The 25,929-nt window shown below is 68.8% G+C and carries 19 protein-coding genes; 13 read left to right on the forward strand and 6 right to left on the reverse strand.

What is annotated here, in order from left to right; all coding sequences use genetic code 11:
* Window positions 1-49: 49 nt before the first annotated feature.
* Window positions 50-3,163, forward strand: a complete 3,114-nt coding sequence (locus tag QHF84_RS42130; RefSeq protein WP_281319224.1) for an SBBP repeat-containing protein — start codon at window positions 50-52, stop codon at window positions 3,161-3,163.
* A gap of 48 nt (window positions 3,164-3,211) precedes the next feature.
* Here the strand turns inward: QHF84_RS42130 and QHF84_RS42135 are convergent, their stop codons facing one another.
* Window positions 3,212-3,724, reverse strand: coding sequence for a glutathione binding-like protein (locus QHF84_RS42135; RefSeq protein WP_348652925.1), 513 nt, complete (start codon window positions 3,722-3,724; stop codon window positions 3,212-3,214).
* Here QHF84_RS42135 and QHF84_RS42140 point away from each other — a divergent pair.
* From QHF84_RS42140 to QHF84_RS42155, 4 genes are all read left to right on the forward strand, one after another.
* Window positions 3,672-4,508, forward strand: coding sequence for a substrate binding domain-containing protein (locus QHF84_RS42140; protein WP_281319226.1), 837 nt, complete (start codon window positions 3,672-3,674; stop codon window positions 4,506-4,508). The genes QHF84_RS42135 and QHF84_RS42140 overlap by 53 nt on opposite strands.
* A gap of 279 nt (window positions 4,509-4,787) precedes the next feature.
* Window positions 4,788-5,141 carry a hypothetical protein gene (locus tag QHF84_RS42145; RefSeq protein WP_281319227.1) on the forward strand — a complete coding sequence of 118 codons (354 nt, stop codon included), beginning with the start codon at window positions 4,788-4,790 and terminating at the stop codon, window positions 5,139-5,141.
* The gene (locus QHF84_RS42150; protein ID WP_281319228.1) at window positions 5,138-5,395 is read left to right on the forward strand and encodes a hypothetical protein; all 258 of its coding nucleotides are present in this window, start codon (window positions 5,138-5,140) and stop codon (window positions 5,393-5,395) included. Before QHF84_RS42145 ends, QHF84_RS42150 begins: the two co-directional genes overlap by 4 nt.
* A gap of 214 nt (window positions 5,396-5,609) precedes the next feature.
* Window positions 5,610-6,149 (forward strand): hypothetical protein, encoded by a 540-nt coding sequence (locus QHF84_RS42155; RefSeq protein WP_281319229.1) that lies wholly within the window; start codon window positions 5,610-5,612, stop codon window positions 6,147-6,149.
* 200 nt (window positions 6,150-6,349) lie between these two features.
* On the opposite strand, the gene QHF84_RS42160 is transcribed toward QHF84_RS42155, so the two are convergent.
* On the reverse strand, window positions 6,350-7,462 hold the full coding sequence (locus QHF84_RS42160; protein WP_281319230.1) for a transposase: 1,113 nt from the start codon (window positions 7,460-7,462) through the stop codon (window positions 6,350-6,352).
* 1,321 nt (window positions 7,463-8,783) lie between these two features.
* Between QHF84_RS42160 and QHF84_RS42165 the strand changes: the two genes are divergently transcribed.
* A complete protein-coding gene (locus QHF84_RS42165) occupies window positions 8,784-9,362 on the forward strand; it encodes a hypothetical protein (RefSeq protein WP_281319231.1) in 579 nt (192 codons plus the stop codon).
* A 31-nt stretch (window positions 9,363-9,393) separates the two neighbouring features.
* Here the strand turns inward: QHF84_RS42165 and QHF84_RS42170 are convergent, their stop codons facing one another.
* Complete coding sequence (locus tag QHF84_RS42170) at window positions 9,394-10,743, reverse strand: sigma 54-interacting transcriptional regulator (RefSeq protein WP_281319232.1); 1,350 nt, start codon at window positions 10,741-10,743, stop codon at window positions 9,394-9,396.
* A gap of 60 nt (window positions 10,744-10,803) precedes the next feature.
* On the opposite strand from QHF84_RS42170, the gene QHF84_RS42175 reads away from it, so the two are divergent.
* The 4 genes from QHF84_RS42175 (at window position 10,804) to QHF84_RS42190 (ending at window position 19,261) form a co-directional block, all read left to right on the forward strand.
* The gene (locus QHF84_RS42175; RefSeq protein WP_281319233.1) at window positions 10,804-12,681 is read left to right on the forward strand and encodes a hypothetical protein; all 1,878 of its coding nucleotides are present in this window, start codon (window positions 10,804-10,806) and stop codon (window positions 12,679-12,681) included.
* Entirely contained in the window at window positions 12,678-16,322 is a 3,645-nt protein-coding gene (locus QHF84_RS42180) for an FG-GAP-like repeat-containing protein (protein WP_281319234.1), read from the forward strand. Before QHF84_RS42175 ends, QHF84_RS42180 begins: the two co-directional genes overlap by 4 nt.
* Before the next feature lie 265 nt (window positions 16,323-16,587).
* A complete protein-coding gene (locus tag QHF84_RS42185) occupies window positions 16,588-18,555 on the forward strand; it encodes a cellulase family glycosylhydrolase (RefSeq protein WP_281319235.1) in 1,968 nt (655 codons plus the stop codon).
* A 91-nt stretch (window positions 18,556-18,646) separates the two neighbouring features.
* Entirely contained in the window at window positions 18,647-19,261 is a 615-nt protein-coding gene (locus QHF84_RS42190) for a glutathione S-transferase N-terminal domain-containing protein (RefSeq protein ID WP_281319236.1), read from the forward strand.
* Between the two features lie 148 nt (window positions 19,262-19,409).
* Here the strand turns inward: QHF84_RS42190 and QHF84_RS42195 are convergent, their stop codons facing one another.
* Window positions 19,410-20,078 (reverse strand): hypothetical protein, encoded by a 669-nt coding sequence (locus QHF84_RS42195; protein WP_281319237.1) that lies wholly within the window; start codon window positions 20,076-20,078, stop codon window positions 19,410-19,412.
* Window positions 20,079-20,325: 247 nt separating this feature from the next.
* Here QHF84_RS42195 and QHF84_RS42200 point away from each other — a divergent pair, with 247 nt between their 5' ends.
* Genes QHF84_RS42200 through QHF84_RS42210 form a run of 3 tightly spaced genes read left to right on the forward strand, consistent with a single transcriptional unit; the run spans window position 20,326 to window position 22,710 of the window.
* Window positions 20,326-21,525, forward strand: a complete 1,200-nt coding sequence (locus tag QHF84_RS42200) for a hypothetical protein (RefSeq protein WP_281319238.1) — start codon at window positions 20,326-20,328, stop codon at window positions 21,523-21,525.
* A gap of 39 nt (window positions 21,526-21,564) precedes the next feature.
* Window positions 21,565-22,245, forward strand: coding sequence for a tRNA-uridine aminocarboxypropyltransferase (locus QHF84_RS42205; protein WP_281319239.1), 681 nt, complete (start codon window positions 21,565-21,567; stop codon window positions 22,243-22,245).
* A gap of 60 nt (window positions 22,246-22,305) precedes the next feature.
* Window positions 22,306-22,710 carry a nuclear transport factor 2 family protein gene (locus tag QHF84_RS42210; protein WP_281319240.1) on the forward strand — a complete coding sequence of 135 codons (405 nt, stop codon included), beginning with the start codon at window positions 22,306-22,308 and terminating at the stop codon, window positions 22,708-22,710.
* A 13-nt stretch (window positions 22,711-22,723) separates the two neighbouring features.
* Here the strand turns inward: QHF84_RS42210 and QHF84_RS42215 are convergent, their stop codons facing one another.
* Together QHF84_RS42215 and QHF84_RS42220 are read right to left on the reverse strand one after the other, a co-directional pair.
* Window positions 22,724-24,472 carry a hypothetical protein gene (locus QHF84_RS42215; RefSeq protein ID WP_281319241.1) on the reverse strand — a complete coding sequence of 583 codons (1,749 nt, stop codon included), beginning with the start codon at window positions 24,470-24,472 and terminating at the stop codon, window positions 22,724-22,726.
* A gap of 85 nt (window positions 24,473-24,557) precedes the next feature.
* Entirely contained in the window at window positions 24,558-25,877 is a 1,320-nt protein-coding gene (locus QHF84_RS42220; RefSeq protein WP_281319242.1) for a cytochrome P450, read from the reverse strand.
* Window positions 25,878-25,929: the final 52 nt, after the last annotated feature.

The following is a 25,929-nucleotide window of genomic DNA, read 5'->3' on the forward strand; positions in this document are numbered from 1 at the left end:
TGCGGTCCGATTTGTTTAGGGTGTATCTCAGGAAAGCTGGAGTACACGTATGCAAACGATGGGTCGCTTCTTGGGTTGGCTCGCGACGACGGTTTTTCTGTTGCCGCTCGCAGCGTGCAGCGATGAACCGGAACCAGGGACGAGCGGGGATGTCGCCTCATCGAGTAGCGGAAGCAGCGGCGGGAACGGCGACGCGGGCGGAAGCGGCGGCGGCGGCGGAAGCGGCGGCGGAAGTGGCGGCAGTGCCGGAAGCGGCGGCGGCGGAAGCGGCGGCGGTAGCGGGGGCGGCGGCGGAAGCGGGGGCGGAAGCGGAAGCGGCGGCGCGGGTGGCTTCGGCGGCTCCGGCGGAATGGCCGGCGCGGGCGGTAGCGGCGGAGCGGGTGGTTCCGGCGGAATGGCCGGCGCGGGCGGCGCGGGTGGCTCCGGCGGAGGCTCGATCCAGGAGCCCGTGGGCACGAGCCTACTCGTTCAGGTCCTCGATACGCAAAACCAGCCGGTTCCCTCCGCGGTCGTCACCGCGCAAAATGGCACCCCACGCCCGACCGACGGCGCAGGCTACATCCTCTTCGACGACCTCACCCCCGGTCGATTCTCCGCCCGCGTCGAGCGTTTCGGCTATGCGCCCGCGAGCGTCGTCGTCGAATTGCCCCCGGGCGCCCATGGCGGGGCGGAGGTCCACCTGTTTCCCCTTCCCCCGCCGATTCCCTTCGACGCGACCGCGGGCGCCGCGCTCGATCAGGGACCGGTGCACGTGACCATTCCCTCGGGGGCGATCGTCGATGACATCGGCGAGCCGGTGACGGGGACGGTCGAGGCGACCATCGTGCCGCTGGATCCGAGCCAGGGACTCGCGAATGCCCCCGGGCCGCTCGAAGGGATCGCCGCCGGCAATGGCGCGACGGTCGGCCTCGAAAGCCTGTTCATGGCGGAGGTGACGTTGTGGCAGGGCAGCCAGAAGGTGCATCTCGCACCGGGGAAGCGGGCGACGCTGGAGCTGGTGCTGCCGGATGCGGTGGCGGCGAACGTGCAGGAGTGGGAATGGATCCCGGCGTGGTGGTTCGATCTCGACGCGGGGATCTGGCGCGAGGAGGGCGAGGGGGTGATCCAGGCCTCGGTCGCCGAGCCCGGGAAGATGGCGTGGGTGGCCGAGGTGAGGCATTTCTCCTGGTGGAATTGCGACAGGCCATGGCAGGAGAAACATTGCTTCCTCGTGCCGGTGGTCTCGGTCGATGGGTCCGACGTGGCCTCCGGCATCTCCGTGAGCGCGTCGGGGGTGAGCTACGCGGGCTGGTCGTCCCCGGCGCTGACCGACGCGAACGGGCTCGCGTGCGTGGACGTCATGATGAACGGGACGGTAGAGCTCCAGGTCGGTCCGGCGAGCGCGCCGTTCGCGACGGTGACGGCCACCGGATCGGGGCCGGCCTCGAATTGTGGTGGCAATGGCGATGCGTGCACGATCCTGAGCCCGATCTCGCTGCCGCTCGACTCCGTTTGCACGCCGGGAACGTGGCAGGATTGCGGGTACAGCGGCCCCGCGGACACGGAAGGCGTCGGGATCTGCCAGGGAGGGAAAAAGTTCTGCAACGGCAGCGGGACGGGCTGGACCGCCTGCAGCGAGGTGCTGCCCCAGGCCGAGGGCTGCAGCTCGCCGCTGGATGACGACTGTGATGGGCTCGTGAACGAGGAAGGCAACGACTGCGCGTGCCTGCCGGGGGAGACGAAGGCCTGTTACACGGGGCCCAAAGGCACGCTGGGCATCGGGATATGCACGGCGGGGACACGAGCGTGCGTCAATGGGTTCTTCGGGCCTTGCCTCATGGAGGTAAAGCCCGAGCAGGAGAATTGCGCCACGCCGGAGGATGACAACTGCGACGGGACGACCCAATGCACGTTGTGGAGCATGGTGTTCTGGGGAGGAGGTTACGAATGGGTCGGCGGGTTCGCGCTCGACAGCGCGGGCAACATGCTGATGGCTGGTGCATTCGATCAATCCATCGATTTCGGCGGTGGGACACTCGTCAACGCGGGGAACTCTGGCTCGGATATCTTCGTGGCCAAGCTGGACACGAGCGGGAACCATCTCTGGAGCAAACGCTTTGGAGACACCAGTTACCAATACGCCAATGCGGCTGCGATCGACAGCGCGGACAACGTCCTGCTTGCCGGGGATTTCCAAGGCGCCGTGGACTTCGGCGGCGGTCCCCTCACCAGCGCGGGGAATTCGGACATCTACGTCGCAAAGCTGGACACGAACGGGAACCATCTCTGGAGCAAACGCTTTGGAGATTCCAGCTACCAGTCCGTCAGCGCGACGGCGACCGACAGCGCAGGCAACGTCTTCCTTGCCGGAGACTTCTATGGCACCGTGGACTTCGGCGGCGGACCCTTCATCGGCGGGGGTTGGAACACGTACGTCGCGAAGCTGGACGCTGACGGCAACCACCTCTGGAGCAAGCACTTCGCGAACATCATCCCCGCCGGAATGAGGATGGACAGCACAGGCAATGTCCTGGTCGCCGGAACCCTCTCGGGCACCGTGGACCTCGGCGGTGGGCCTCTCACGAGCCTGGGATCCGACGACATCGTGGTGGCCAAGCTGGACGCCGATGGCAACCACGTCTGGAGCAAGCGCTTCGGGGATGTCAGTGATGAGCGCGTCCGTGCGATGGCGATCGACAGCGCAGGCGACGTCTTGCTCCTGGGGTATTTCGCAGGCGACGTGGACTTCGGCGGCGGCCCTTTGACGAGCGCGGGGGGGATGGACATCTACCTGGCGAAGCTCGACGGGAACGGCGACCACGTCTGGAGCAAACGATTCGGAGATCCTTACTACCAGGACTCCACTGCGATGACCGTCGATGACGCCGGCAACGTCCTCCTCACAGGATACTTCCAGGGCACCGTGAACTTCGGCGGCATCACTTTCACCGCGGTAGGCACAGAGTACTTCCAGGAAGACACCTTCGTGGTCGAGCTGGATGCGAGCGGGAACCATCTCTGGAGCCGGCGCTTTGCAGGCAGACTGGAAGATATCACGCCCGCGCTCGACGATGGCGGCAACCTCCTGCTCACCGGCTCCTTCTTGGAGCCCGTGGACCTCGGCGCCGGCCAGCTCCTGAGCTCCGGCAACTACGATATTTTCCTCGCCAAGTTCCTTCCCTGATCCCGCTCCCTGGAGGCCCCTCGGGGGGCGAACCCCAGAGGGGCAGCCTCAGGCAATACCTTCCGCCGTGAGCGTCGCGCGGACGGCCGGGCGTTCGGAGAGCCGCTCCAGGTAGGAACCAAGCGCGCCCGGCAGATCAACCCGCAGCAGGTGTCGATACGTTCGCAGCGCGAAGTACGCGTACGCGTCGAGGACGGTGAACGCTTCGCCATGGAGGAACGGGCGATCGGCGAGCGCTTCGGCGAGCAGGCCGACGCGGCCCGCGAGGCGCTGCGCGGCCCAGCGCTTCGACTCCTCGCTCGTATTGGGCATCAGGGTGAACGGCGCGAAGCCCTTGTGCAGCTCGGTGGCGATGAATTGCAGCCCTTCGTCGAAGCGAACGCGCGCGAGATTGCCGCGCGGCGGGGCAAGCTTGGCCTCCGGCCAGGTGTCGGCGATGTAATTCAGCAAGACCGCCGTCTCGGTCAACAAGGTGCCGTCCGGAAGCAGCAGCGCGGGCACATAACTCTTGGGGTTCAAACGCGCGAAATCGTCGCCATCCGCGGTCTTCTTGCTCCTCAAGTCGACGCGGCGCGTCCGCCTGACCGAGGAGGGGCGTGTTTACCTCGAAAAGGTGCGCGCCGGGCTCGACGCGCTCGCCGAGGCGGAGCGCGGGGTGTCGTCACGCGACAGCGAGGTCCGCGGGCGCCTGCGGGTCGCCGCGCCGGTCGAGTTCGGGCAGACGGTGTTCGGGCGTGTCCTCGGGCGTTACGCGAAGGAGTACCCGGGTGTCGCTGTCGAGGTCGAGCTCGTCTCCGAGCGTGTCGATCCGGTGCGCGACGGCTTTGATGTCGTGCTGGAGGTCGAGCCGTGCGACAGCGCGTCGCTCGTGGCGCGCAAGCTCGGCGCGCCCTCGCGGCGCCGCCTCGTTGCCAGCGCGGACTACCTCGCGCGTCACGGCGTCCCCGCGCACCCGCGCGAGCTTCCGCAGCATACGTGCCTGGTGATGGGCACCCGGCGCGAGACGGCGACGTGGCGTTTCTCCCGCGGCGGCACGAAGCTATCGATCGTGCACCGCCACGCGACCGCGAATAGCTGGGCGCTCTTGCGTGACCTCACCGTCGCCGGCTGCGGGATCTGCTGCCTGCCGGACTACCTGGCCACACCCGTGATTTCCGAGGGGAAGGTCGAGGAGGTGCTCGCGGCGTACGTGATGCCCGCGGAGCAAATGTACGCGGTATATCCCCGCAGCCAGCACGTGCCCGCGCGCCTGAGCACGTTCGTCGCTGCGCTGCGCGACTTTCTCGAGGTGTGGCCTGGTTGCCTGCCCAAGCCACCTCCGCGGACGTCCCCGGGGGGCGCGTGAACGCCCCCCGCTGGACGCGCCCTGAGCATGGGTCTCATCTCGAAGGCGCTTCGCTGGGGCTTTGCCCCAGACCCCACCGGGGCTGTCCGCCCCTGGACCCGGACCAGCGCAAGCGCTGGACTCGGGGTAGTGGGGTACTTTCGGGCAAAGTGGGCCCATTTGATCACAAACCTTGCGTGACGTCGTAGGTTTGCCGGGCCTGGAAAAGGCGCCGCCCCTGGGGACCTGTGAACCCCCAAGGGCGACTTGACGCAACCACGCTCGCACGAGGTCACGCCCATGCACGATCTGTCATGGCCCGGTAGCTACGGCCAAGAGAACGATCCGCCCTGCCCGCCCGAACCCGAGACGCCGCGCCCCCGTCGCAAGTCGGGCGCGCTCATGCTCTCCGCGGAGGAGGCTCGCCACGTGCGCGTCGCCGTCCGCAAGCTCCGCCGCGCCTTCGGGAGCTTCCGCGCGCTCTCCGTCATGACCGGCATCCCGGCGAGCACGCTCCGCCGCGCCGCGAACCCGAACGGCTCGCCCACGGGCACGCTCGCGATCCGCATCGCCGCCGCGGCTGGCGTGGCGGTCGAGGTGCTTCTCGGCGGCAAGCTCGTCGTGACGACGCCCGTCATCGGGAGGGCGGCGTGAGCCGGTCGCGCGTTCGGGAACGGGAGCGCATCCGCGCCGCCGTCCAGACCACCGACCCGGCCGCGCTGGCGGCCTACGCGGGCCTGCTGCGCCCCGTCGTGACGAACCTCCGGACGCTCGTAGAGGATGCGACCGCTGCGCCGTCGCAGCGCGTCCACGCCCGCGCCTTCCTTCGTCGGGAGATCCTGCGCGGCATCCGCGAGTTGGAAGCCCGGATCGACGCCGCGTCGCCCGTCCACGCTCCCGCCTCTTGACGCCCATCCTGTAGCCTGTATTCCATGACCGTGCCGAACGGGCGGCCACGTGCCAACCGTTCAGCACGTCGAGTTCACCAAAGAGAAGGGCGAGCCACGCGGCTTGCGCCCCGTCATGCTCGCCCGTCATCCCCGCGAAGGGTGGCCCGACCATGCCAGGGCACCGGCCCCACGTCAAGGGGTCGGCTATGCGCGTGCTCGCATGTGAGGCCACATGTCCGACAATCCGTTCGATCGCGCAGCAAACGATATCATCGCTGGACTGCACAAGCAGCAAGCCGAGGCGGAGCGTGAAGCCTCCGCCACCCAAGAGCGCGAAGCACAGGCTAAGACCAAGGCTGCCCAGCGCGAAGCTGGGTACACCACCATTGCGAACTTGATAATAATCGCAATGGAGAACCTTCAGGACTCATTGCTTAAACAGCGCGCAAACAAGGCGTCCGTGTCGCGAGCGTCCCGAACGATACGTATTGGTAGGCACGAGGTTCCTAGTTTGGCTCACATGACCATGTCGATTGGTGATGAGCCCGATTTTGGCCGACCTGTCCCCGACAATGATGCCGTCATTGGGCTTGCGCGTGGAGATGTTGGTGGACCATCTCAAGACATGCTGCTCATATACTATAAGCGTGGCAAGTCTACCGTGGAATGGCACATTGAGCACGCGATCGATCCGACGTTCGATTCGCCTACGGTGGATGAACTTCGTGAATTTGTGCTGAGTGCGGCGCGCAAAGCCTCCGGGCACGGCTGAATACAACTACCACCCACCGTGGTAGTCGTGGCGCATCTCCTCGTGAGCACGTCGCGTTTTCAACGCGGTTAGAATGTCGTCCGCGGCGACACCGTAAACGCATGCTTCGAATTGGGTCAGTTGGAACGACGGGCGTCGTGCGGAAGCATACGCCGCGGCTATGACCAGACGCCCGATATGCGTGTCCGTCGCGTCTTCGCTCACGTCTCATCCCATAGCGTCAATTGACGCGGCTTAGGTTTCCAAGCAAAGAGGTCAAGCTGCCCGGTCTCGTCGGTGACGGGGCTGGATGACGCCGCGACGGGCGCCGCAATCGACGTAGGCTCGACCGGAGGGGGAGCCATCGGAGCGGGCGCGGCGGACGGCTTGCCGCCGTTCACGACGCGGAGGAAGCCGCGACCGTTCGGCAACTCCCGCGCCGTCGTCTCGGGGACGCGAGGGGCGAGCGCCTGCTTCTCCGGCGCCTCGCACGGGCCCGCGGTCATCAGCGCGGCGTCAAGCTCCGCCAGCGACCAGACGGAATCGGCGAGCCCCACGGCCATCGCAGGCGTGACGCGGAGCGTCTTTACCACGTGGCAGAAGTTGTAATGCACGTAGCCCAGGGCGACCGCAGCGCGGTGATTCTCGGCTTTCTTCGAGAAAGCCAGGCAAAGGCGCCGCATGCGGCCGATGTGGTGACGCATCGTCGCGTTGTTGCGCTCAACGTAGGCCGTGCTCGCCGCGTCCAAGTTCGGGGCCCCGAAGACCGCGCGCTTCGTGATAAAGGGGTCCCTCGCGGGTTCATAACGATGATCCGACGGTCCCTCTCGCCGCCCGCGCTTCGTGTAGTTCTTGACCGTCTGCGCGTAGTCGACGCCCGGCCCGAAGCTCGTGCCGATCGCCATGATGTACGGCGCGAACCCGTCCGAGGTCATCGCGGGCATGACGACCAGGCGCGCGCGGAGGTCTGCGATAAACGCGTCCGTCGATGCCTGGTCGCGCTTCCCCACGTACCACGCGATGACGAACCGGCTCGACGCGTCCAGGGCGACGAACGTGTACGCCTCCCCGACGTCGGGCCCGTCCTCCGCGGTCACGCGCGCCTGCTTCTTACCCACGTACCCCCAGATTTCATCGACGGTCACGAGGGAGCATTGCAGCCCCCGCGCGAGCCTGTTGTGCAGGTTCACCGCGCCCTGCCCCCACGCGAGCGCAAGGCGGCGAACCGTCTTCCGATCGACGTCGGTCATCCGCTCGACGGCACGCTCGGAGTTGCCATCGACCAAAGCAGCAAGCACGCGCAGACGCTTCTCCGGATCCAGGACGTTCGCCACGGTCCCCTCGCCAGCACGCCCCGGCATCGGGCTGCGTCTCGCGGCGCCCGACCCATCGGAGCGGTTCAAGTGATGGGACCAAACTACCACGAATTACTGCGTTTTCGCGGTTTTCCGTTTCCTGGTAGGACACGTATTGTCCTACCGCATTGGTTCGTCCGGGTACGCGGGAGAGATTCGAGCCGGTGTCAAGCGTGCCAAGCGAGGGGCGGACATCCGCCGTCCGCGCCGCGTGTTCAGGTAGGGCAACGGGGGTCGAGGTGCGGCCCGAACCGCCCGATCAGAGTGGGCCCTTTTGGCGCTCGCCCTGGTCCCATTCCCCCACTACCGGACTCGGGGTCGATGAACTGCGCGATGCGCAGTTCATCGAACGGGCCAGGTCAAGACCGGCCACGCACCCTGCCAACCAAGACAGCGGCGCTGACGGTTCAGCTTGAAACGCACCGCCATGATCTTGCCACCGGCCCGTGGGAAGAACTGCGCATCGCGCAGTTCTTCCCCCTGAGGTCCAGGGCTGTGCCCTGGTCCAGGTCGAGGGGCGGATAGCCCCCGCGGGGCCCGGGGCAGCGCCCCGGCGAAGCGGTCCCAGATGAGACCCATGCTCAGGCCTTGGCCTGGGTGAGGGTCGTATGGGCGTCGGCGATGATGTCGCGGCCCAAGTCGTGCTTTCGTGAGCGCGCGCGGGGGCCTGCGGCGCCAAAGGATGGGAGACGGCCTCGCGGAGCAGGACTTGCGGCGCCGCAGGTCGGCGTTCCCGCGGTGGGATCGGCGATTTGCGGCGTCGTGGATCGGGTGCGGGTGAGCGCGGAGCGAGACCTCGGGCGCCGCAGGCGGCAGGACGCGCCCGGGGCTCGGCGGCTCACGGCGCCCGAGATCCGTGGGCGCGCGGCCGCGGGCCGGGTCGTGGCGGCGCAGGAGGTGGTTCGCGGGGATCCGGCGCAATCTTGCGGGGGTGCAGGCCTTCGGTGGAGCCGTCGACGAGATCAGGAGATGTTCACGAGGAGAGCTGCGTTGCAGCGCGTGAAGCCTGCCGTCGCTGGGAGACCGTGCTCCGCGGATATGGGCGCAGAAGGCTGAGCGCTCCGTCCGGCTGCCGCTGAACAAGGGCTCGAGCTGACGGCGCGGAACCTTGGCGAGCCAGCGCGTCGCCACGCGCCTTGCAAGCGGTGGGAGGAGGGGGCGGTTCGCTGGACGGATCTGGCCGCGGTGCCGCGTCTGTTTCTTGGGCCGAGCCGTTCGACTTGCTTAGGGTGTCTCCGAGGAAGTCGGCCACTCTGGGAAGTGACGACCGCCGAGGGACGACGCTCGTTCGTGAGGGGACATGCGAATCCAGGGAGCTTGTCTGGCATCCATCCTGACGGCCCTCGCCGCCACGACGTTTGCTTCCGCCGCGGAATCGGCCCCGCCGTCGTACGTCGTGTTGCCCTCCGAGCAGCCGCGCAAGGTCTGGTACGGCTGGCAAACGATCACCATCGCCGGCGCCTCCCTCGGCGTGGGGACCTTTCCGGCGCCGCTCTTCAACGTGCACGTTTATCTCTGGCCGGTTGCGCTTACCGGCATGGTGGTCGGCGGGCCCATCGTGCACTGGAAACACGGGCGGGTCGGCCGGGGTTTTGCCGTGCTCGGGATGAACCTCGGGATCACGGGGACGGCCCTCGGCCTCTCCCTGCCCGTCGGGTGCATCTTCGAGAAGTGCGACGGGTTTTACTTTCAGTACATGATGGGCATGAGCTACGTGGGCGCGGCGATCGGCGTGGCCATCGATGCCGCCTTTCTCTCGACGTACGAGCCCCCCGAGCCGCAGATGGCCCGAAGGCCCCCGAGCACGCTCGATTCGCTCGTGCCCGTGCTCGACGTGCGCCCCGGTCACACGGTGTTCGGCGTGGCAGGAGCGTTCTGAGCCGGCGGAAGCGCAGGCGCGGACAGGAGCCTCATCGAACGGAGCTTTGGCCCTTCAGGCCATGCTCGGAGATGAGCTTGTGCAAGAACTGGCGCGATACGCCCATGGCCCGCGCCGCGGCGGATACATTTCCTTCGTGCGCGCGGAGGTGCTCGGCCGCGTAACGTCGCTCGAAGTCTTCGAGCACCACCTCGCGCGCCTCGTGGAAAGGCATGCGGAGCGGCACGGGAGCGGCGGTGACCGATTTCGCGTCGCCTTCCAGACCCGGCAGCGAGCCCCCCTCACCTCCTCGAAAGAGGATGAGCCGCGCCAGCGTGTTGCGTAGCTCGCGCACATTGCCCGGCCACGTGTGCCCCGCGAGCATTTCCAGGGTGTTCGGCGGCAGCTCCGCGAGCGTGCATGGGGGGGTCCGCTGGGCGAGCAGCCGTTCGACGAGGACCGGGATGTCGTCACGCCGTTCACGCAGCGGCGGCACGCGCACTTCCACGACGGCCAGCCGATAATACAGATCCTCGCGGAACTCGCCCGACGAGACGCGCGCCTTCAAATCGCGGTGGGTCGCCGCCACGACCCGGAGGTCCAAGGGCCGCATCCGGTTTCCGCCCACGGGCTTCACCTGGCGGCTCTCGAGCGCCCGCAGCAGCTTGGGCTGCAAATCGAGGGGCAGCTCGCCGAGCTCGTCGAGGAAGAGCGTCCCGCCGTTGGCGCTTTCGAGGAGCCCCACGCGCGCGCTCTGCGCCCCGCTGAACGCGCCCTTCTCATGGCCGAAGAGCTCCGACTCGACGAGCGAAGGCGCGACTGCGCCGCAGTCGAAGACCACGAAGGGGCCACCCCGCCGGGGGCTCGTCTGGTGAATGGCGCGCGCCAAGAGTTCTTTCCCCGTGCCCGACTCGCCCAGCATGAGCACCGGCTCGTCCGTCTCGGCGGCCCTCTGCAATCGGGCGAAGAGCGCACGCATGGCCATGCTCTTGCCCACGGCCTCGCCGAATTGCTCGCCCGCGGAGAGAGGCACCCGCACCGCGCCCTCCGCCTCCACCGTCAGCGAGAGTTTTCCCAGGCTCACGCCGGCCCCCGGCGGCAATACGGCCTCGACCACCCGTATCTTCTGCACCCATATGCCGTTGCGGCTGCCGAGGTCCCTCACGACCACGCCGCGCGTGGTCATTACGAGCTGGCAGTGCCGCCGCGAGACGTACGGATCGTCCACGACGAGATCACACTCGATGCCCGAGCCCACCACCACGGGGTCGAGCCCGAGCTCCACCACGGCGTCGTCGCGGCCAGGGCCACGCAAGAGCACGCGCGCTCTCGGCAGCTCGACACACGCCTGACCGTCTTCCTGAACCAACGTCAGGGTGAACCCCTTGCTCTCCGCGGACATCGCCGTGCTACTTAGCATGGTTACGCGCAGCACCGACCTCGGATGGTCCACGCGACGCTGATGGCCCTTCGCGACTCCCTGAAACGATCTTTATGGCTGTGGCTCGCCACCGCCGCCTGCGGCACGGCAGAACCCCCGGCGCCGCCGGCCACGAGCCCGCCGGAGCCCGCCGACGCGGAAGCCGCGCTCCCCGCGATCGGGGCGGCCACGCGGCTCCTTTCGGGCGCCGAGCACCGGGCCGTCGTGACGAGGGGCGCGTACGCCTACGTGGCAGACGTGGACGGGCTTTCGGTCTACGTCGTGGACACGAGCGGACGTATCGCGCTCGAGCATCACGTGCCGACCCCCGGAACGGCGCAGGACCTCACGTTCGCGGGGCCCTTGCTCTACCTCGCGGACGGGCTCCGCGGGGTGGCTTCATTCGACCTCGATTCGCCCGAGCGCCCGCGCCTGCTCGGCCATACCGCCGTGCCAGGGGCGGCGCGGCGGGTGATCGGCTCGGAGCTCGGCGTGGCCGTGCTGCACGAGCGAGCCGGCCTCACCGTGCTGCGCCCAGGCCACGCCCCCGAGCACCTCGCGCTTCCAGGCAATCCGAAGGACGCGGCGTGGGTGGGGTCGCATCTTTATGTGGCCGACGCCGGCGACGGGCTCTTGCGGGTCGACCTCGAACCAGGGCCGCCACACGTGGCCTTTCGCGAGCGAGCTTTTCGGCGGGCGACCTCGCTCGCCGCGCGCGGGAGCCTGCTCGTCGTGGGCTCGCAGGACAAACACGTCCGGGTGCTCGACACCTCCGCGTCGCCGCCGCGGGTGCTCGCGGAGGTGACGCTGGATCATGCGCCCGCGCGGCTCGACGTGCTGGGGTCGCAGGTGCTCGCCGCGGGGGGCGGAGCGACGCTGCTCGACCTGTCCGCGTCCGGCTCGATCGAGGTGCGCACGCCGTTGCCCTTCGCCGTGCTCGGGGCCGCGGCCCTCGGGCCTTCGCTCGTGCTCGCGGCGCGTGGGGCTGAGGGGCTGGAGCTGCTTCACACGAGCCCGGGTGTGGGCGCGCGCGCGCGTGTGCCCGGCTCGAGGCTCGACCGGGTGGCCGCCTCCGACGCGCAGGTGATGACCTTCGGCGAAGACGGCACGGGCGCCTGGATCTGGCCGCTCGATCCAGGCGCTCGCGCCACGGAGCTGCCCGGCGTGCGGATTCGCGACGCCGTGTTCTGCGGACGCGCGGTTTGCACGCTCGACCCGAAGGGGAACCTCTGCCAGACGCCCCTGCCCGTGCGGCCGGCTGCGTCTCCGGTCTGCAAGCACGTCCCCGAGGGCGGCCGCTCGATCGCATGGCAGCCGAGCGCTGGCACGCTCTGGTTGCTCGACGAGGCCGGCGGGCTCCAGGGGTTCCGCTCGACCGAAGGGTTTACGCGCGTGGCGGCGGTCTCCCGCCCTCCCACGACGACCCAGGAGAAGCTCACCCGGCTCGCCGTGGAGGGCGAGCGGGCCGTGGCCATCGACCCGGAGCTCGGCCTGCTACAGGTGTTCGACCTGGGCCCGACGCCACGTCGCCGGGGTTTTTACGTTCTGCAAGCTCCCCCGGCTGCGGTGGCGTTCGTGGAGGGGACGGCGCTGGTCGCCGAGCCTTCCGCGGGCGTGCAGGTGGTGGACGTGACCGATCCGGACCGGCCCCGCGAGCTTTCCTGGGTGCCGCTCGAACCTCGACCCCAGGGCATTTCGGTGTGGCATCCCGAGGGGCGCCGCGACAGGGCGCGCGTGGCCGTGGCGCACGGCGAAGGCGGGGTCTCGCTCTGGGCGTGGGATGGGCGCGGCGCGTTCGATCCGATGGGCCGCTCGGATACCTCGGGCCTGGCCTCGGACGTGGTTCACGCCGGCGGGAGCTTGTGGGTGGCGGATGGCGCGGGCGCGGCGCGTTTCGTCCTGCCGGCGGAGCGCCCATGATCCGCTGGCTCTCCGCGCTCTTGCTGGTGCTGCTCGCGCCGATCGCGGCGCGCGCGGCCGAGCCTTCGACCTGGTATCCGGTGGAGAGCCCGACGACGGAGAAGCTGTCGTCCATTCGATTCTCGCCCGATGGCACGGGGTGGGTCGTCGGCGCCAAAGGCACGGTGCTCCGTTACGATGGGCAGGCCTGGCATCGGATCCCCGGGCCGGACGAGGCGGTGTTTCTCAATCACGTGGCGCCGCTCGGACCCGAGGAGATCTGGGCCGCCGAGAACGGCGGCCACCGCCTCTACCATTACAAAGACGGGCGCTGGCAGATGGCGCTGCTGGATGCGGAGTTCGTCTGTCTCGACGTCGATTTCCTTCACCCCGGGCTCGGCTACGCCGTGGGCCTGTTCGGGATGCTTTATCGCTACGATGGCCGGAGCTGGGAGCGGGTGCACACGCCCTTTCTGGGGAGCGATTACCAGAGCCATTTGAACGGCGTGGCCATCGTCGCCGCGAACGACGTCTGGGTCGGAGGGAGCACGGGGTTCGTCCTCCATTTCGACGGCCAGGCGTGGCAGCGACACGAGGCGCCGCTGTCGACGTCCGGGCGCCTGCAGCGCTTCGAAGACACGATGGCCCTCGTCGGCGCGCCCGTGCACGTGAAGCGTGGTGAGGAATGGCAGCCTCTTTCCCCGGCGTGGCTGGTGGCGATCGCCGCGCGCCATGGCACGACCTGGGGGGTCACCATGGACTCGTCGCTGGTACGCGTGGAGAAAGGCGACGTCGAGCGTGTGCTCCCGGGGCGCCGGGTGGACGACATCGCCGAAGGCCCTTCCGGGCTCTGGGCGATTGGCAAGGGCGGGCTCATCCTGGCCCTCGAACCCAATCGACTCCCGACCTTCGTGGACCGGACGTTCGAGGCCGGCGTGGGGGTCCAGGCGGAGAGCGCTACGGCATGGCTCGCGGATCTGGATGGCAGCGGAGGGCCGGACCTCCTGCTCGCCACGCCTTTCGGCCGCAATAGCTTTCTGCGCGCCGAAGCTCCTGGGGCCTTTCGCTCCCAGCTACTCGCCACGCCGGACATGGCCGTGCTGTCCGATTCCAGGATCGCCGTGGCCGACGTGGATGGGGACGGCTGGGTGGATCTTTTGGCGCGGCCTCCGGGCCGGCCTGGCGAGCGTCCGCTGCACCTCTTGCGCAACCTCGGGGATCTTCGCTTCTGGGACGCGGGGCCGGCCGCGGCGCCGCTCGAGCCCGATGATGCTTCCGGCCCTGGGGAACTCGCGGTGGCCGATCTGGACGGCGATTCGGACCTCGACGTGTACGAAGTGCGCTTCCTTCGGGAGCCCGGTGGTTCCCCGGTCCCCAACGTGCTCTGGGTCAACGACGGGCTCGGGCACCTCGCGCCGCGACAGCTCGCGCACCACGACGGCGGCGCATCGCTGGCCTGGTCCCGCGGCGCGCTCACCGCGGACCTCGACGGGGATGGGCGTATGGACCTCCTGAGCCTCAATGCGTGGGGCGAGGGCAATACCTTCTACCGGCAGGCCGAAGACGGCAGGCTGGTGGACGCCACGGGAGGATCGGGCCTCGCGGGTGCCATTCAGGAGAGCCTGGCCGCCGCCGCGGGGGACGTGAATGGGGACGGGGCGCTCGACGTGCTGCTCGTGACCTCGGAGCGCTACGGTCCCTCGCGGCTCTTCCGCAACGACGGACGTGGACACTTCCACGACGTGACGAGCGAGGCCGGACTCGACAGGATATTCGCCTCGGCCGCGGGCGCCGAGTTTGGCGACATGGACCTCGATGGCGACCTGGATCTCGTGGTCGCACTCGCCTTGCCCCGCAATGCGGTGACCGAGACGCAGCAGGAATCACTCGTCCGGCTGCTCCTCAACGATGGGCGCGGAGCCTTCACCGACGTCAGCGTGAAGACGGGCGCCGGGCTCATGGCGTCGAACATCCTGGTGGAGGACTTCGACGAGGACGGCGATCTCGACATTTACCAGGTGCGTCAAGGGGTCGCCAATCGGCTCTTGCTCAATACGCCGCTGCGCGGCGGGTGGCTGAAGGTGCGGCCACTCGCGCCGCCGCCCAATCGCGCGGCGCTCGGCGCGCGGGTATCGGTTTATGGGCCAGGCGGGGCGCTTCTGGGGGTTCGCGAGACGAACGTTCGGCACCCGGTGGCCCATCTCGGGCTCGGCGAGACGAATGTCGTGAGCGTGGAGGTGCGCTTCCCCTCGGGGCGCGTCGTGCGACGTGAAAACATCACGGCGGGGCAGGTCGTGGAGGTGGCCGAAGTCGCGCGACCGGAGCTGTGGATGCGTGAGGTGGTCTTTTTCGCGCGGCATCGCTGGGCGTGGGCGGACAAGAAGCGCGAGGGGGGGGCGCTGTTGCTCGTGGTGGCCTGGGTGCTCGGGCTCCGGCGGCTCGGGCCGAGGCTCGGGGCGCGGCGATGGGTGACACGCTGGGCGACGACAGTCGGGATGCTCGGGGTGTACGGGGGGCTGTCGCTCGCGAGCATGCCGCTCGCGCCGGTGTCCTCGCTGGCCAAGGTGCTGCCGCTCGTGGTCGTGGCCGGGCTCGGGCTCGTCGTGCTCGGGGCGGACAGGGTGTGGACGCGCCGGACCGAGGCGCGTTTCGTGGGACCGTACGAGCTCTTCGAGGAGATCGGCCGCGGGGGCATGGGCATCGTCTACCGGGCCAGGGACGGAACGCAGCCGGGTCAGCCGATCGTCGCGCTCAAGGTGCTGCGGCACGACCGTGTCGGAGACGCGAGCAGCCTGCGACGTTTCGTGCAGGAAGCCGAGCTCGGGGCGCGGCTCTGCCACCCGGGCATCGTGACGGTGCTGGCCAGCGGCGAGTGCCGGGTGCTCGAAGGGCGGGCCTGGCGCAAGACGGCGTACCTGGCCATGGAGTACGTGGAGGGCAGCGCGCTGTCGGCGCTCCTCGCCGGGAGAGAGCCGCTGCCGCTCGCGCGGGCGGTGGAGATCGTGCGGGACGCGGCGTCCGCGCTCTCGGCGGCGCACGCGGCGGGCGTGCTGCATCGGGACGTCAAGCCGGACAACCTGCTCCTGTCGCGCGCGGGCGTGGTGAAGCTCGTGGATTTCGGCATCGCGGCCGTGGCGCGGGCGCCCGCGTGGACCGAGGCGGGGTCTCTGGTCGGCACGCTCGCCTACCTGCCGCCCGAGCGCGCGGCGGGGCGCCCGGAGGATGCGCGAGGGGATCTCTACTCGCTCGGGGCCGTGCTCTACGAGGTCGTGTGCGGGGTTCGCCCCTTCGACGAGGCAACGGACATGGCGTCCTTGCTCGTGGCGGTGGCCTCGGACGACCCGGTTTCGCCCCGCGCGCGCAGGCCGGACGTGCCGCCGCGGCTGGAGGCGCTCCTTCTGTCGCTCCTGGCCAAGGACCCGGCAGACAGGCCGGCGTCGGCGCAGCAGACGGTCCAGGAGCTCGACGCGGTGCTGCGCGAGCTGGGAGGACAGGCGGCTTCGGCGCCGCCGGCGGCAGCACCGGCGGTGGCGCCGGATCGGGTCGCGACGGCGGTGGGGCCTCGGCAAGCACCGAGGTCGGTGTCGCCCGTTTCGGTCGATTCGTTCGAGCGCGAGACGCTGGACCTGCCTCCCTCGCATCGCATGAGCGGCGACGACTAGGGGGCGCGGGCGGACGCCGGGGTGTCCATGGCCGGCGACACCTGTCAGCGGCCATGGACAGGCAAGAAGCGGCGCTTCCGCGGTCGGGGTGTCGCCGCGCAACGACAGGGGCGCGATGGCAGGCGACGAATCGCCGTGGTGCGAGCTTGGCCCGACCCTTGCTGAGCGGGGCGGCGAACGGAGATGAGCGCGGCGGGTGATGCCGCGTGAGCCCCCGACGAGATCCGATCGTGACGCGCGAGATGCGCGGAGGGAGGAGTTTGTCATGAAGAAGCATATCGTCTCGATGGGTCGTGGAAAGACGGCGTGGAGCGCGGCGGCGGTATTGATGCTCGTGTCGGGCATCGGCGCCCTCGGGCCGGGCTGCGCGGACGTCGAGGAGGCGCCTTTGGCGGGTGAGGAGACGGCCGAGGCCGCCTCCGCGGTGATCAGCCCGCCGAGCCGCGTCGGTCCGTACAGGGTGGCGAAGCTTCCGGACGGGACGCCGGCGATCGTCGATGGCAATGGCAATCGCGTGGTCTTTCACGGCGTGACGCGGCCCGGGCTCGAGTCGCAGTGGCACGGCGAGGGCTCGACCGAGCCGAGCCTACGCATCCCGGTCCCGCACCCGAACTACCCGGGCAGCGCGCTCTGGACCGACGGCATCCACCCCGACGAGTACGGGCACATGAAGGGGTGGGGATTCGACACCGTGCGCCTGTCCGTGTCGTGGAATTACCGCTGCTATGGTTATCGCAAGCCCGACGCTTTGAGCTCCGATCCGAGCGCGGGTCTGCCCTGCAACAACAAGGACGTGTGGGAGATCTACTGGCAGATCGTCAAGGACAACGTGAAGAAGATCCAGGCGGCGGGGATGGACGTGATCATCGACGTCCGCTCCGACGCGAGTCATCGCGACGATGGGCTCGACGAGGGCGAAAGAAACCACATGCCCCACGTATGGGAGCCCGAGGACGGGACGGCCCAGAACGTCTACATCGGCAAGAACCTCCAGGGCCAGGACATGTACGGCAATGCGGGTCTCGGCAGCTTCCTGCGGCGGCTCGGGCACGAGCTCGGGTACAAGCCGGGGACGCAGCAGCCGAACGACGGTATCGATCGTTCGCGCGTGGTCTTCCAGATCTTCAACAACCCCTACGTGGCTTGCAAAAACACGGCGGATTGGTTCGATGACGAGGACGAGGACAAGGACGAGGTGTGGCGGATTTGGGCCGACGGGACGAGGAACCCCGACGGGACCTACGGGACCAAGCCTTGCACGCTGGAGAAGAAGATCGGCACGACCGTGACGACCGTGACGAAGAACTTCACGTACGCCGGCATGCGCGTGATGTACGAGCGTATCCGCGATTTCGGCGCGCAAAACGTCGTCCTCGTGACCGGAATCGACGGGGTCGACCTGCGGCGCGTGTCGGAGCCGCAGTTCCAGCTCACGGGGGCGACGAACCTCGCGTTCGCGGCGAACCCGTATTTCTGGTTCGCCAGGGACAACAGCGTCGCGGGCATCGTGGAGCAGGGCCCGCTCGAGGATCTCTTCACGACGTACTTCGGCTATCTGGCGACGCAGGCGAAGCTATACCCGGTGGTGCTCACGGAGTTCGCGTCGGGCGAGTCGACGTACGAGAACGACGACGACGTCGACTTTTTGCACCAGGTGCTCCTTTACGCGACGCGCCCGTGGAATCAGTTCGGGTGGGCGGCGTGGTCGTGGTTCGTCCCGGCGGACCAAACGAAGAAGCCATATTACAGCCCGCTCATCGAGGACTGGCGTGGTCCGTCCGGCGGGGCGCCCGTGCCGAGCGTCTTCGGGCGCGGGGTCGTGGAGTACCTGAAGGCGACGCAATACATCGGGCCCGTGGTGACGCAGACGTTCGATTCGTGCAATCCGAACGTGGAGGGCTCGTTGACCTGGGCGCGGACGCACGCGCTGCCCGGGCAGTGGCTGCGCTTCGATGTGCCGCGCGACGCGCAGGGGAACGCGTTCATCCAGACCACCTGCTCCGTGCCGCTGAAATGGGGCGTGCGCATGGTCGGCAACTGGCCGCCCGTGCAAGGCACTTGCACGGGCGGGCGGACGACGATCGACGGCAACTTCAGCCCTGGCTCCGGGCTCGTGCTCGAAGGAAACAACGATCTGACGAACATCACCGTGCAGCAGTTCCCCGGCCAGGAGATCGTCGAAGGGCCGCCGCCCAATTACAATCAGAGGTGGTGCGTGACGACGATTCCCTGAACGTCGAGCGCGCGGGCGGAGGCATCGAGCTCCACGCGAAACAGCTGCCGAGGCCTGTCCTCCATCGCCCAGATCCCTCATCCTCCACTCGATGCAGCTCTGGCTCGCCTTCACCTCCCCCTTCGCCCGCAAGGTCCGCGTCGCCGCCCACGAGCTGGGTCTCGCCAGCGAGATCGAGCTCGTGGAAACCGATCCATGGACCGACCCACGCCTGCGGGCGGTCAACCCCCTGGCCAAGGTCCCGACCCTGATCCTCGAAGACGGCGAGATCCTCTACGAGTCGTCCGCCATCTGCGATTACCTGGACGAGCGGGCCGGCGGTGGACGGCTCCTTCCTCGCGCCGGCCGCGAGCGTCGCCGCGTTTTGCGGGTGCAAGGCCTGACCGACGGCGCGGCCACGGCCGCTGGGCGGCTCTTCGCTGCAGAACGGCGCGCCGCGACGCAGCCGGACCCGATGACCCCACGGTTCGAGCAAGCCATCGCCGCGTCGCTCGACGCACTCGAGACCGAGCCGCTGTCGACGGAGGCATTCTCGATGGCCGAGGTCGGAGCTGCCTGTCTGCTCGGCTATCTCGATTTCCGCTGGCCCGAGCGCGATTGGCACGCCGGACGCCCGGTCCTTTCGGATTGGTGGGCCGCCGTGGAAAACCGCCCTTCGATCGCCCAGACGGCGCACCACCTGTCGACGACCGCGCCCCGCCCCTGACCGAAATCTTGCCACCGGCCTGTGGGAAGAACTGCGCATCGCGCAGTTCTTCCCCCAATGGTCCAGCGCTTGCGCTGGTTCGGGTCGAGGGGCGAACAGCCCCCGCGGGGTCCGGGGCGGCGCCCCGGCTCCACGCCCCCGGCGCCTGCTACTTCTTCGCTTTGCCCGCCGCCGGGAGCACCGTCGCGAGGGCTGCCTTGGCGTCCTTCTCGGTGCCCTTCTCCAGCGCGATCGCGAGGATCACGTCGGCCGGTTCGTCGGCGACGACGCCGATGGCGGCGCCCTTGAACTCGTCCATTCCGTGCTCCTTCGCGGCGTCGCCGTCGATGAGCGAGCGCGCCGTGAGGTTCGCGATGTTCGACTTTTCGGGCTTTTTCGTGGGACGCACGAGGCGCACGCGTGCCTTCTTGGCGCCGTTCTCGACGTCGAACGTGTGCGCCTCGTAGACGCCTTCGACGAAGTAGCTGTTTGTGCCGTCGACCGTCTTCCACGGGCTCGCTTTGAAGGCTTCGCGGAGATCCGGCTGCTCGATCTCGCTCAGGCTCTTGCCGGCGATCTGATACGTCGAGGCCGGCTTGGTGAGCGGTGCGACGACGTCGGCGGCGGGCTTCGGGGCTTCGGCGGCGGGCGCCTTTGCGGTCGGCGCGGCTTCGGGGGCCGGGGTCGACGGGGCGGCGGGCTCCGCGGCGGGCTCTGCGGCGGCAGCGGGCGCGTCCGCGGGCGTCTCGGGGGCGGGCGTCGCGGCTCCGCCGCAAGCGGCGCCGAGGACGACAGTGGCAAGCAGGAACGACGAGGAAATGGTCTTGGAGAGGTTCATCGCGGCGGGGCTCTACTACAGCGCGCTCGTGCCGTGCAAGCTCCCCATGTTCCCCGGGATTTCGCGCCTTCCTCCCGGGAACACTCGACGGCGCGTGCCCGTACCCCGATGCCGTCTCCTCGTGGCCCGTCCCGTCAAGGCTGATCCCGAGACCACCAAGAGGCGGAGCCTCGAAGCGGCGGGGCGGCGCTTCGCGCTCGCGCCGGTACCGTGCCGCCAAACGAGTTCCGTGTAGAATCGCCCCTCGATGTCCGACGCACGCCCCCACCTCGGCGACGCCCACAACTTCGGCCGACGCGTCACCCGCAAGGACGGCCGCATCTCGAAGCCCCGCACGGTCTTCTGGGAGTGGCTCCTCCTCGCGGCGGAGAGCCCCCTCCGGCGTTTCCTCGCCGAGACCGCCGAACGGGACGGGCTCGGCGCCGACACGTTCGGTTTTCTCCCCGATCTGAAGTTTTCCTCCCCACGAGCCCGCGACGGCGGCGAGGTGGAGGCCGTCTCGCTGGAGCCGCTGCCCCTGCCTTCGCCCGAGCAGCGGCGCGGGCTCGCGCGTATCGTGGGCCGCTCGCTCGCGCTCTGGAGTTTTCTCGGGGTCGCCGACTTGCACTGGGAAAACCTCGTGCTCGGCGTCGATACGCGCGGCCAGGTGGTGTTCGCGCCGCTCGACATCGAGATGATCCTCGCGGACCTCTCGCTCCCGACCGAGACGAAGCTCTTGCCCGACGCCGATCCCGAATACGCCGCGGTTTGCCGCCACGCCGCCGGGGTCCGGCGCGTGCTGCCGTATCTCGGCAAGCCGGTCGACCCGGCCGATCTGGTCGCGATGGCGAGCGCGTACCTCCGCACGCTCGCCTTTTTGGAGCGTCATGCCCGCAAGATCGCTGACGTCTTCGCGAGCCTGCCGGAGCTCGGGGACATGCCCATTCGGGTCTGTTTGCGCGGGACCGACGAATACGTCCGTGCGCGCTCCGATGCTGCATCGTTATGGCCGCCGCTGCTCGACGCGGAGACGGAGCAGCTCGCCCGCGGCGACATTCCCTATTTCTTCCAGCTCTACGGGCGGCGGGGCATTCACTGGTTCGGCAATCGAGAGCTCACCCGGCTCGAAAGGCTCCCGCTCGAAGGCGACGTCCCGCAGCTCGATCCGGTCCTCCAGGTCTCGCGCGGCTTCCGCTCGCCCTCCCGCGCGAAGCTCCGCGAGGATGGGCTCTTCACGCTGCTCGGCGCCTTCGACCACGGATCCTTCAACGGCAAGCACGAGGCCGATGGGCTCGCGGTCACCTTCCGGAAACGCGCGCTCGTCGTGCACCTGCCGGACGGCGACGAGCTCGAGTCCCGGCGCAACCTGAGCGCGTTCGTCGCGAGCGTCTATCTGCCTTGTCGTTGCGGGGAGGTGCTCTCGGTGTTCGTCCCCGAGGTCACAGTGTGCGAAGCCGCCGCGCGTTGATGGCGCTCCCCTGCCCCCGCGGCGTGGTAACGTGACGCCGTGCTCCCCGCCTGTGACACCTGCCGCCGCCCGACCGCTGCTTGCGTCTGTGATCGCATCGTCTCGTACCCGACGGACCGCCGCGTGCTGATCTTGCAGCACCCGCAGGAGCAGGACGCGCTGCTCGGCTCGGCGCAGATCCTCCTCGCCAGCCTGCCGAAGGCGCAGCTCGTCGTGGGCCTGAGCTGGCGCAATCTCGGGCACGCGCTCGGCGAGGAGGACGTCGACCCTCGCAAGTGGGCGGTCCTCTTCCCCGACAGCGAAGCGCAGAGCGACGTCACCACGAGGCGCGGCGCGCCCCTCGATCCCAAGGAGCTCGAGGGGATCATCGTGCTCGACGGGACGTGGTCGAAGGCGAAGACCCTCTGGTGGCGCAATCCCTGGCTCAACAAGATGAACCGCATGAACCTGCGGCCCACGAAGCCCTCGATCTACGGCCGGCTGCGCGCCGAGCCGCGGCGCGAGTACGTCTCGACGCTCGAATCCGTGGCCGCCGCGCTCACGCTTTGCGGGGAGAAGCCGGAGATCGCCGTGGGCCTCGAGCGTGTCTTCCGCACGCTGGTGCAGCGCGTCCGGGACGCGAATTTCGCGCCGGAAGAACGAAAGTTGCCGCGCCGCACACGTCCCCCGCGAAGGCCTCCGCCCGCGGGGCCGACGGGGCCGAACGCGCCGAAGGAGTGAAGGGCGGGCCGGCCCCGGCAGGTCTGGATGTCCTCGTGATGCGACCCTACGTGGCGCGGCATGAACGAAACGCAGAACGTTTCCTCCGCCGTCGACCTCGCGCGCGCCTTCGTGGAGACGGTCCAGGTCGGCGGGGACATCCGGGGGCTCGTCACCGACGACGTCGAGGAGGTGGAGCTACCGAACCGGATCTTCGCCTCGGGCGCGCGGCGAGACCTCGCGGCGATGCGGGCGGGGGTCGAGAAGGGCAAGACGATCTTCGCGGAGCAGCGGTACCGGGTGTTTCGCGCGTTCGGTGATACGACGCAGGCCGTGCTGGAGATCGAGTGGACCGGCGTCCTCGCGATTCCGCTCGGCTCGCTCGCGAAGGGCGCGACGATGCGCGCGGCGTGCGCGTTTTTCTTCGATGTGCGAGAGGGGAAGATCGCCCGCGTCCGCCATTACGACGCGTTTGATCCCTTCTGAAGAGCGAACTCGCTCAGGGCGTGAACATGCCCGTGTACGTCTGCGCGCGCCCGGTCGTTTTCCCCGTGGGCCGGAAGGGTGCTTCGAAAGGACCACCCACGTCCGCGGAGACGAGGATGTGGTAATACCGGCCCGTCTGGAGCACGCCCGTCGGGATCGTGAATGACGTCTCCGTCGTCCGGGCCACGAGCACGTTCGTCCGCGGCGTGAGTGTCCCGAGGGCCGTCGTGACGTCGTCGAGCAGGACGGCCACGACCCGGTAATACTCCGGGGTCCCGGTGGCCGGCGGATCCCACGTGACGGTGGGCGTCGTGCCGATCGCGGTCGTCGCCTGATCGACGGGCAAGGTCTTGCCGTCGACCTTCACGTTGCGGGGTAGGCCGAAGAGCGGCACGAACGGTTTTCCGATCGCGTCGTCGATCGGCATGTCGATGGCGAAGATGCCGTTCAGCCGCTCCGACGTGCCCGCGATCGGGTGCTGCATCCGCGACTGGAACGTGAGCGCCATGTTCGCGTGCGGCTTGCCGTGCGTGTACGGATTGCCATACGAGAACGTGCCCGCATAATCCCCCGGCGCGGCGAGCTTCGTCGCGGCGTTGCAGCCGGCCGCGCAGGCGACGGGGTCGCACGCGCCGTTCTCGTCGGGAAAGCAGGCCGGATCCACGGGGACGTCCACGCTCGCCACGTACATCGTGAAGAGCTGCGGGATGTTGCCATTGATGGCGATGTCCCCGCCGGGTTCCTGGAAGAGCCCCAGCGAGGCGGAGACGAGGCGCGGCGTCGCCGGGCCGTTTTGCTCGATCTCCGCGAGGAACGCGCTTCCCTTGTAATCGACGTCGAACGTAGATTGCGTGAGCGGCTGGAAGGTGCCCGTGACCGACGCGGACAGTCCGTCCTTCATGCTGACGGCGGTCGTCGAGAACGAGGCGCGGGCCGCGTCGTAATGGGCGTTCGACCAGGGGACGTCGAGATTCGCGGCATTGGGGACGCGGTCGTTCACCATGTGCGTGACCTGGAGGATGTCCCCCTTCGTACCGTCGACGAGCGGCAGCACGCTGCCATCCCGCGACGCCGGGTACAGGTTGATGAGCCACGGGAACGGGTAATTCGAAAATGCCGTCCCGCCCTCGCCCGGCATTCCCGGCACGGACGGGTCCGGGCTGAGCACCCCGTCGGCGTCGGCGTTGTACGAATAAAACTCGATTGAGTCCGAGAAGTTGTCCTGCTGCCAGTTCGTGAGCCCGTCCGCCGTGATCGAGACGTCGAAGTCCTGCGTGCCGCCGACGACATCGGGGCGCCCCGCGAAGACGCGGCCGATGTCGACGGTCCGGGCCGTGAGCCGGAAGAGCTCGAGCCGCGGCCAGCCGTTCATCGAGCCCGCGGGCGGCGGGACCGTGAACGCGAGCCAGTACGGGCCCTCGGGCACGCCGGGGATCTCGAATCGTTTTCCATCCGCCGAGAGCGCGCCGGAGAATTTTTGCGTCGCGCCGTCCCCGAGCAGGATCCGCGCCTCGATCGACGTGAACATCCCGAGGTCCCGGATCTTCGTGACCTCCCCACTTTCGGTCCGATAGGTATCCGTCAGCTCGAGGACCACGCCCTCGAACGCCCCGCCCTCGCCGCCGACACCGCCGACGCCGCCGCTCCCGCCGACGCCGCCGCTCCCGCCGACGCCGCCGCTCCCGCCGACGCCGGCGGTGCCGCCGCTCCCCCCGGCGCCGCCTCCGCCTCCGCCGCAGCCGGAAGCCCACAGAACACCCATTCCAACGAAGCAAATCCATCGAAGTGAAGTACGCATGAGCACATGGGAGCACCATGCATGGACGGGCGTCAAGCACTCGACACGTTTACGCCAGGCGCTCCTCGACGATCATCCGCACGCCGTGCCTCGGCCCCGCATTGGCGGCGCGCACGGCGCCGTTGTCGAGCTTTTCCGATGCGAGCCGCAACTTGTGACGCCGGAGCAGCGTCCCGAGCACGAGCTTCATCTCGTAGCTCGCCATGGCCGCGCCGAGGCAACGCCGCGCGCCGCCGCCGTACGGCAGGAATTCGAACGGCGAGTATTGGCGGTCGAGGAATCGCTCGGGCGAGAATCGCTGCGGGTCCGGATAGACGTCCTCACGGAAATGGGCGACCGAAATCGCCGCGACCACGCCCGTGCCCGCCGGCAGGCTGTAGCCCGCCACATCGAGGGGCCGGAGGAGCTTGCGGGGCGCCGGCGCGGGCGCGAGCGGGTAGCGGCGGAGCGTCTCGTTGCACACGGCCTCGAGGTACGGGTGCTTTCCGAGGTTTTCCGGTTCGGGATCGGGCCCGAGGGACAAAAGCTCGTCGCGGAGGCGCCCGAGCACGGCGGCATTTTCGGGCCGATGGAGCGCGTAAAGGGCCCAGGCGATGGCGATCGCCGTCGTCTCGTGCCCGGCGAACACGAGGAGGATGAGCTGATCGCGGATCTCGTCGTCGTCCATCGGCTGCCCGTCCTCGGTGCGCGCCGCGAGCAAGAGGCTCAGGATGTCGTCGCGGGGCCCTGCGGCGCGGCCTTTTGCAATGAGCTCGTCGAGCGCGGCGTGGAGGCGGCGGCGGCGCTCCATGAAGCGGGCGTAGGGGCCGATGCCCCCGAATTCGCGGCGCAGCGCGGGGAAGATCGCGAGCAGCGGCGAGATGCCATTCGTGATTTCGAGCAGGAGCTTGGCCAGCGCCTGCATGCCGGCGCGCTCGGTGACGCCGAAGACGACCTGCAGGATGACGTCGAGGGAGAGCTCCTGCAGGACGTCGGACATCGTGACGGTTTGTCCGATCTGGAAGCCCGCGCCGCGCTCCGCGGCGAGCCGCACCATCTGCTCGCCGTAGGCGCGCATGCGAGCTCCGTGAAACGGGGGCATCATGAGCTTGCGCGCCCGCTTGTGGCTTTCCCCGCTCGCGAGGATGAGCGAGCGGGGGCCGACGAAGACGCCGAGGTCTTGATTGAGGGGCTCGAACGTGTCCGGATCGGCCGTGTAGACGGCTTTGATGCCCGCGGGATCACCTGTCATGACGAGCGGGGGATCGCCCGGGAAGGTGAACGTGGGCCCGTACTTTTTCGTGAGCGGCTGCATGCAGCCGATGGGATCCCGCATGTATCGAACGAGGCTCGTGATGCTGGTGCGCGGCCCAGGCGGTAGGTTCCCCATCGCGTCATGATGCCAAGTTCGGTGCGGCACCACAACGCAAACTCACCTGCGG

The sequence above is a fragment of the Polyangium sp. y55x31 genome (genome assembly GCF_029946505.1).
Taxonomy (GTDB): domain Bacteria; phylum Myxococcota_A; class Polyangia; order Polyangiales; family Polyangiaceae; genus Polyangium.

Coding starts and splice junctions, on each gene's coding strand:
- QHF84_RS42130 (WP_281319224.1), top strand. CDS start 50: ATGCAAACGATGGGTCGCTTCTTGGGTTGGCTCGCGACGACGGTTTTT.
- QHF84_RS42145 (WP_281319227.1), top strand. CDS start 4,788: ATGCACGATCTGTCATGGCCCGGTAGCTACGGCCAAGAGAACGATCCG.
- QHF84_RS42155 (WP_281319229.1), top strand. CDS start 5,610: ATGTCCGACAATCCGTTCGATCGCGCAGCAAACGATATCATCGCTGGA.
- QHF84_RS42165 (WP_281319231.1), top strand. CDS start 8,784: ATGCGAATCCAGGGAGCTTGTCTGGCATCCATCCTGACGGCCCTCGCC.
- QHF84_RS42170 (WP_281319232.1), bottom strand. CDS start 10,743: ATGTCCGCGGAGAGCAAGGGGTTCACCCTGACGTTGGTTCAGGAAGAC.
- QHF84_RS42175 (WP_281319233.1), top strand. CDS start 10,804: ATGGCCCTTCGCGACTCCCTGAAACGATCTTTATGGCTGTGGCTCGCC.
- QHF84_RS42180 (WP_281319234.1), top strand. CDS start 12,678: ATGATCCGCTGGCTCTCCGCGCTCTTGCTGGTGCTGCTCGCGCCGATC.
- QHF84_RS42185 (WP_281319235.1), top strand. CDS start 16,588: ATGAAGAAGCATATCGTCTCGATGGGTCGTGGAAAGACGGCGTGGAGC.
- QHF84_RS42190 (WP_281319236.1), top strand. CDS start 18,647: ATGCAGCTCTGGCTCGCCTTCACCTCCCCCTTCGCCCGCAAGGTCCGC.
- QHF84_RS42195 (WP_281319237.1), bottom strand. CDS start 20,078: ATGAACCTCTCCAAGACCATTTCCTCGTCGTTCCTGCTTGCCACTGTC.
- QHF84_RS42200 (WP_281319238.1), top strand. CDS start 20,326: ATGTCCGACGCACGCCCCCACCTCGGCGACGCCCACAACTTCGGCCGA.
- QHF84_RS42210 (WP_281319240.1), top strand. CDS start 22,306: ATGAACGAAACGCAGAACGTTTCCTCCGCCGTCGACCTCGCGCGCGCC.
- QHF84_RS42215 (WP_281319241.1), bottom strand. CDS start 24,472: ATGGGTGTTCTGTGGGCTTCCGGCTGCGGCGGAGGCGGAGGCGGCGCC.
- QHF84_RS42220 (WP_281319242.1), bottom strand. CDS start 25,877: ATGGGGAACCTACCGCCTGGGCCGCGCACCAGCATCACGAGCCTCGTT.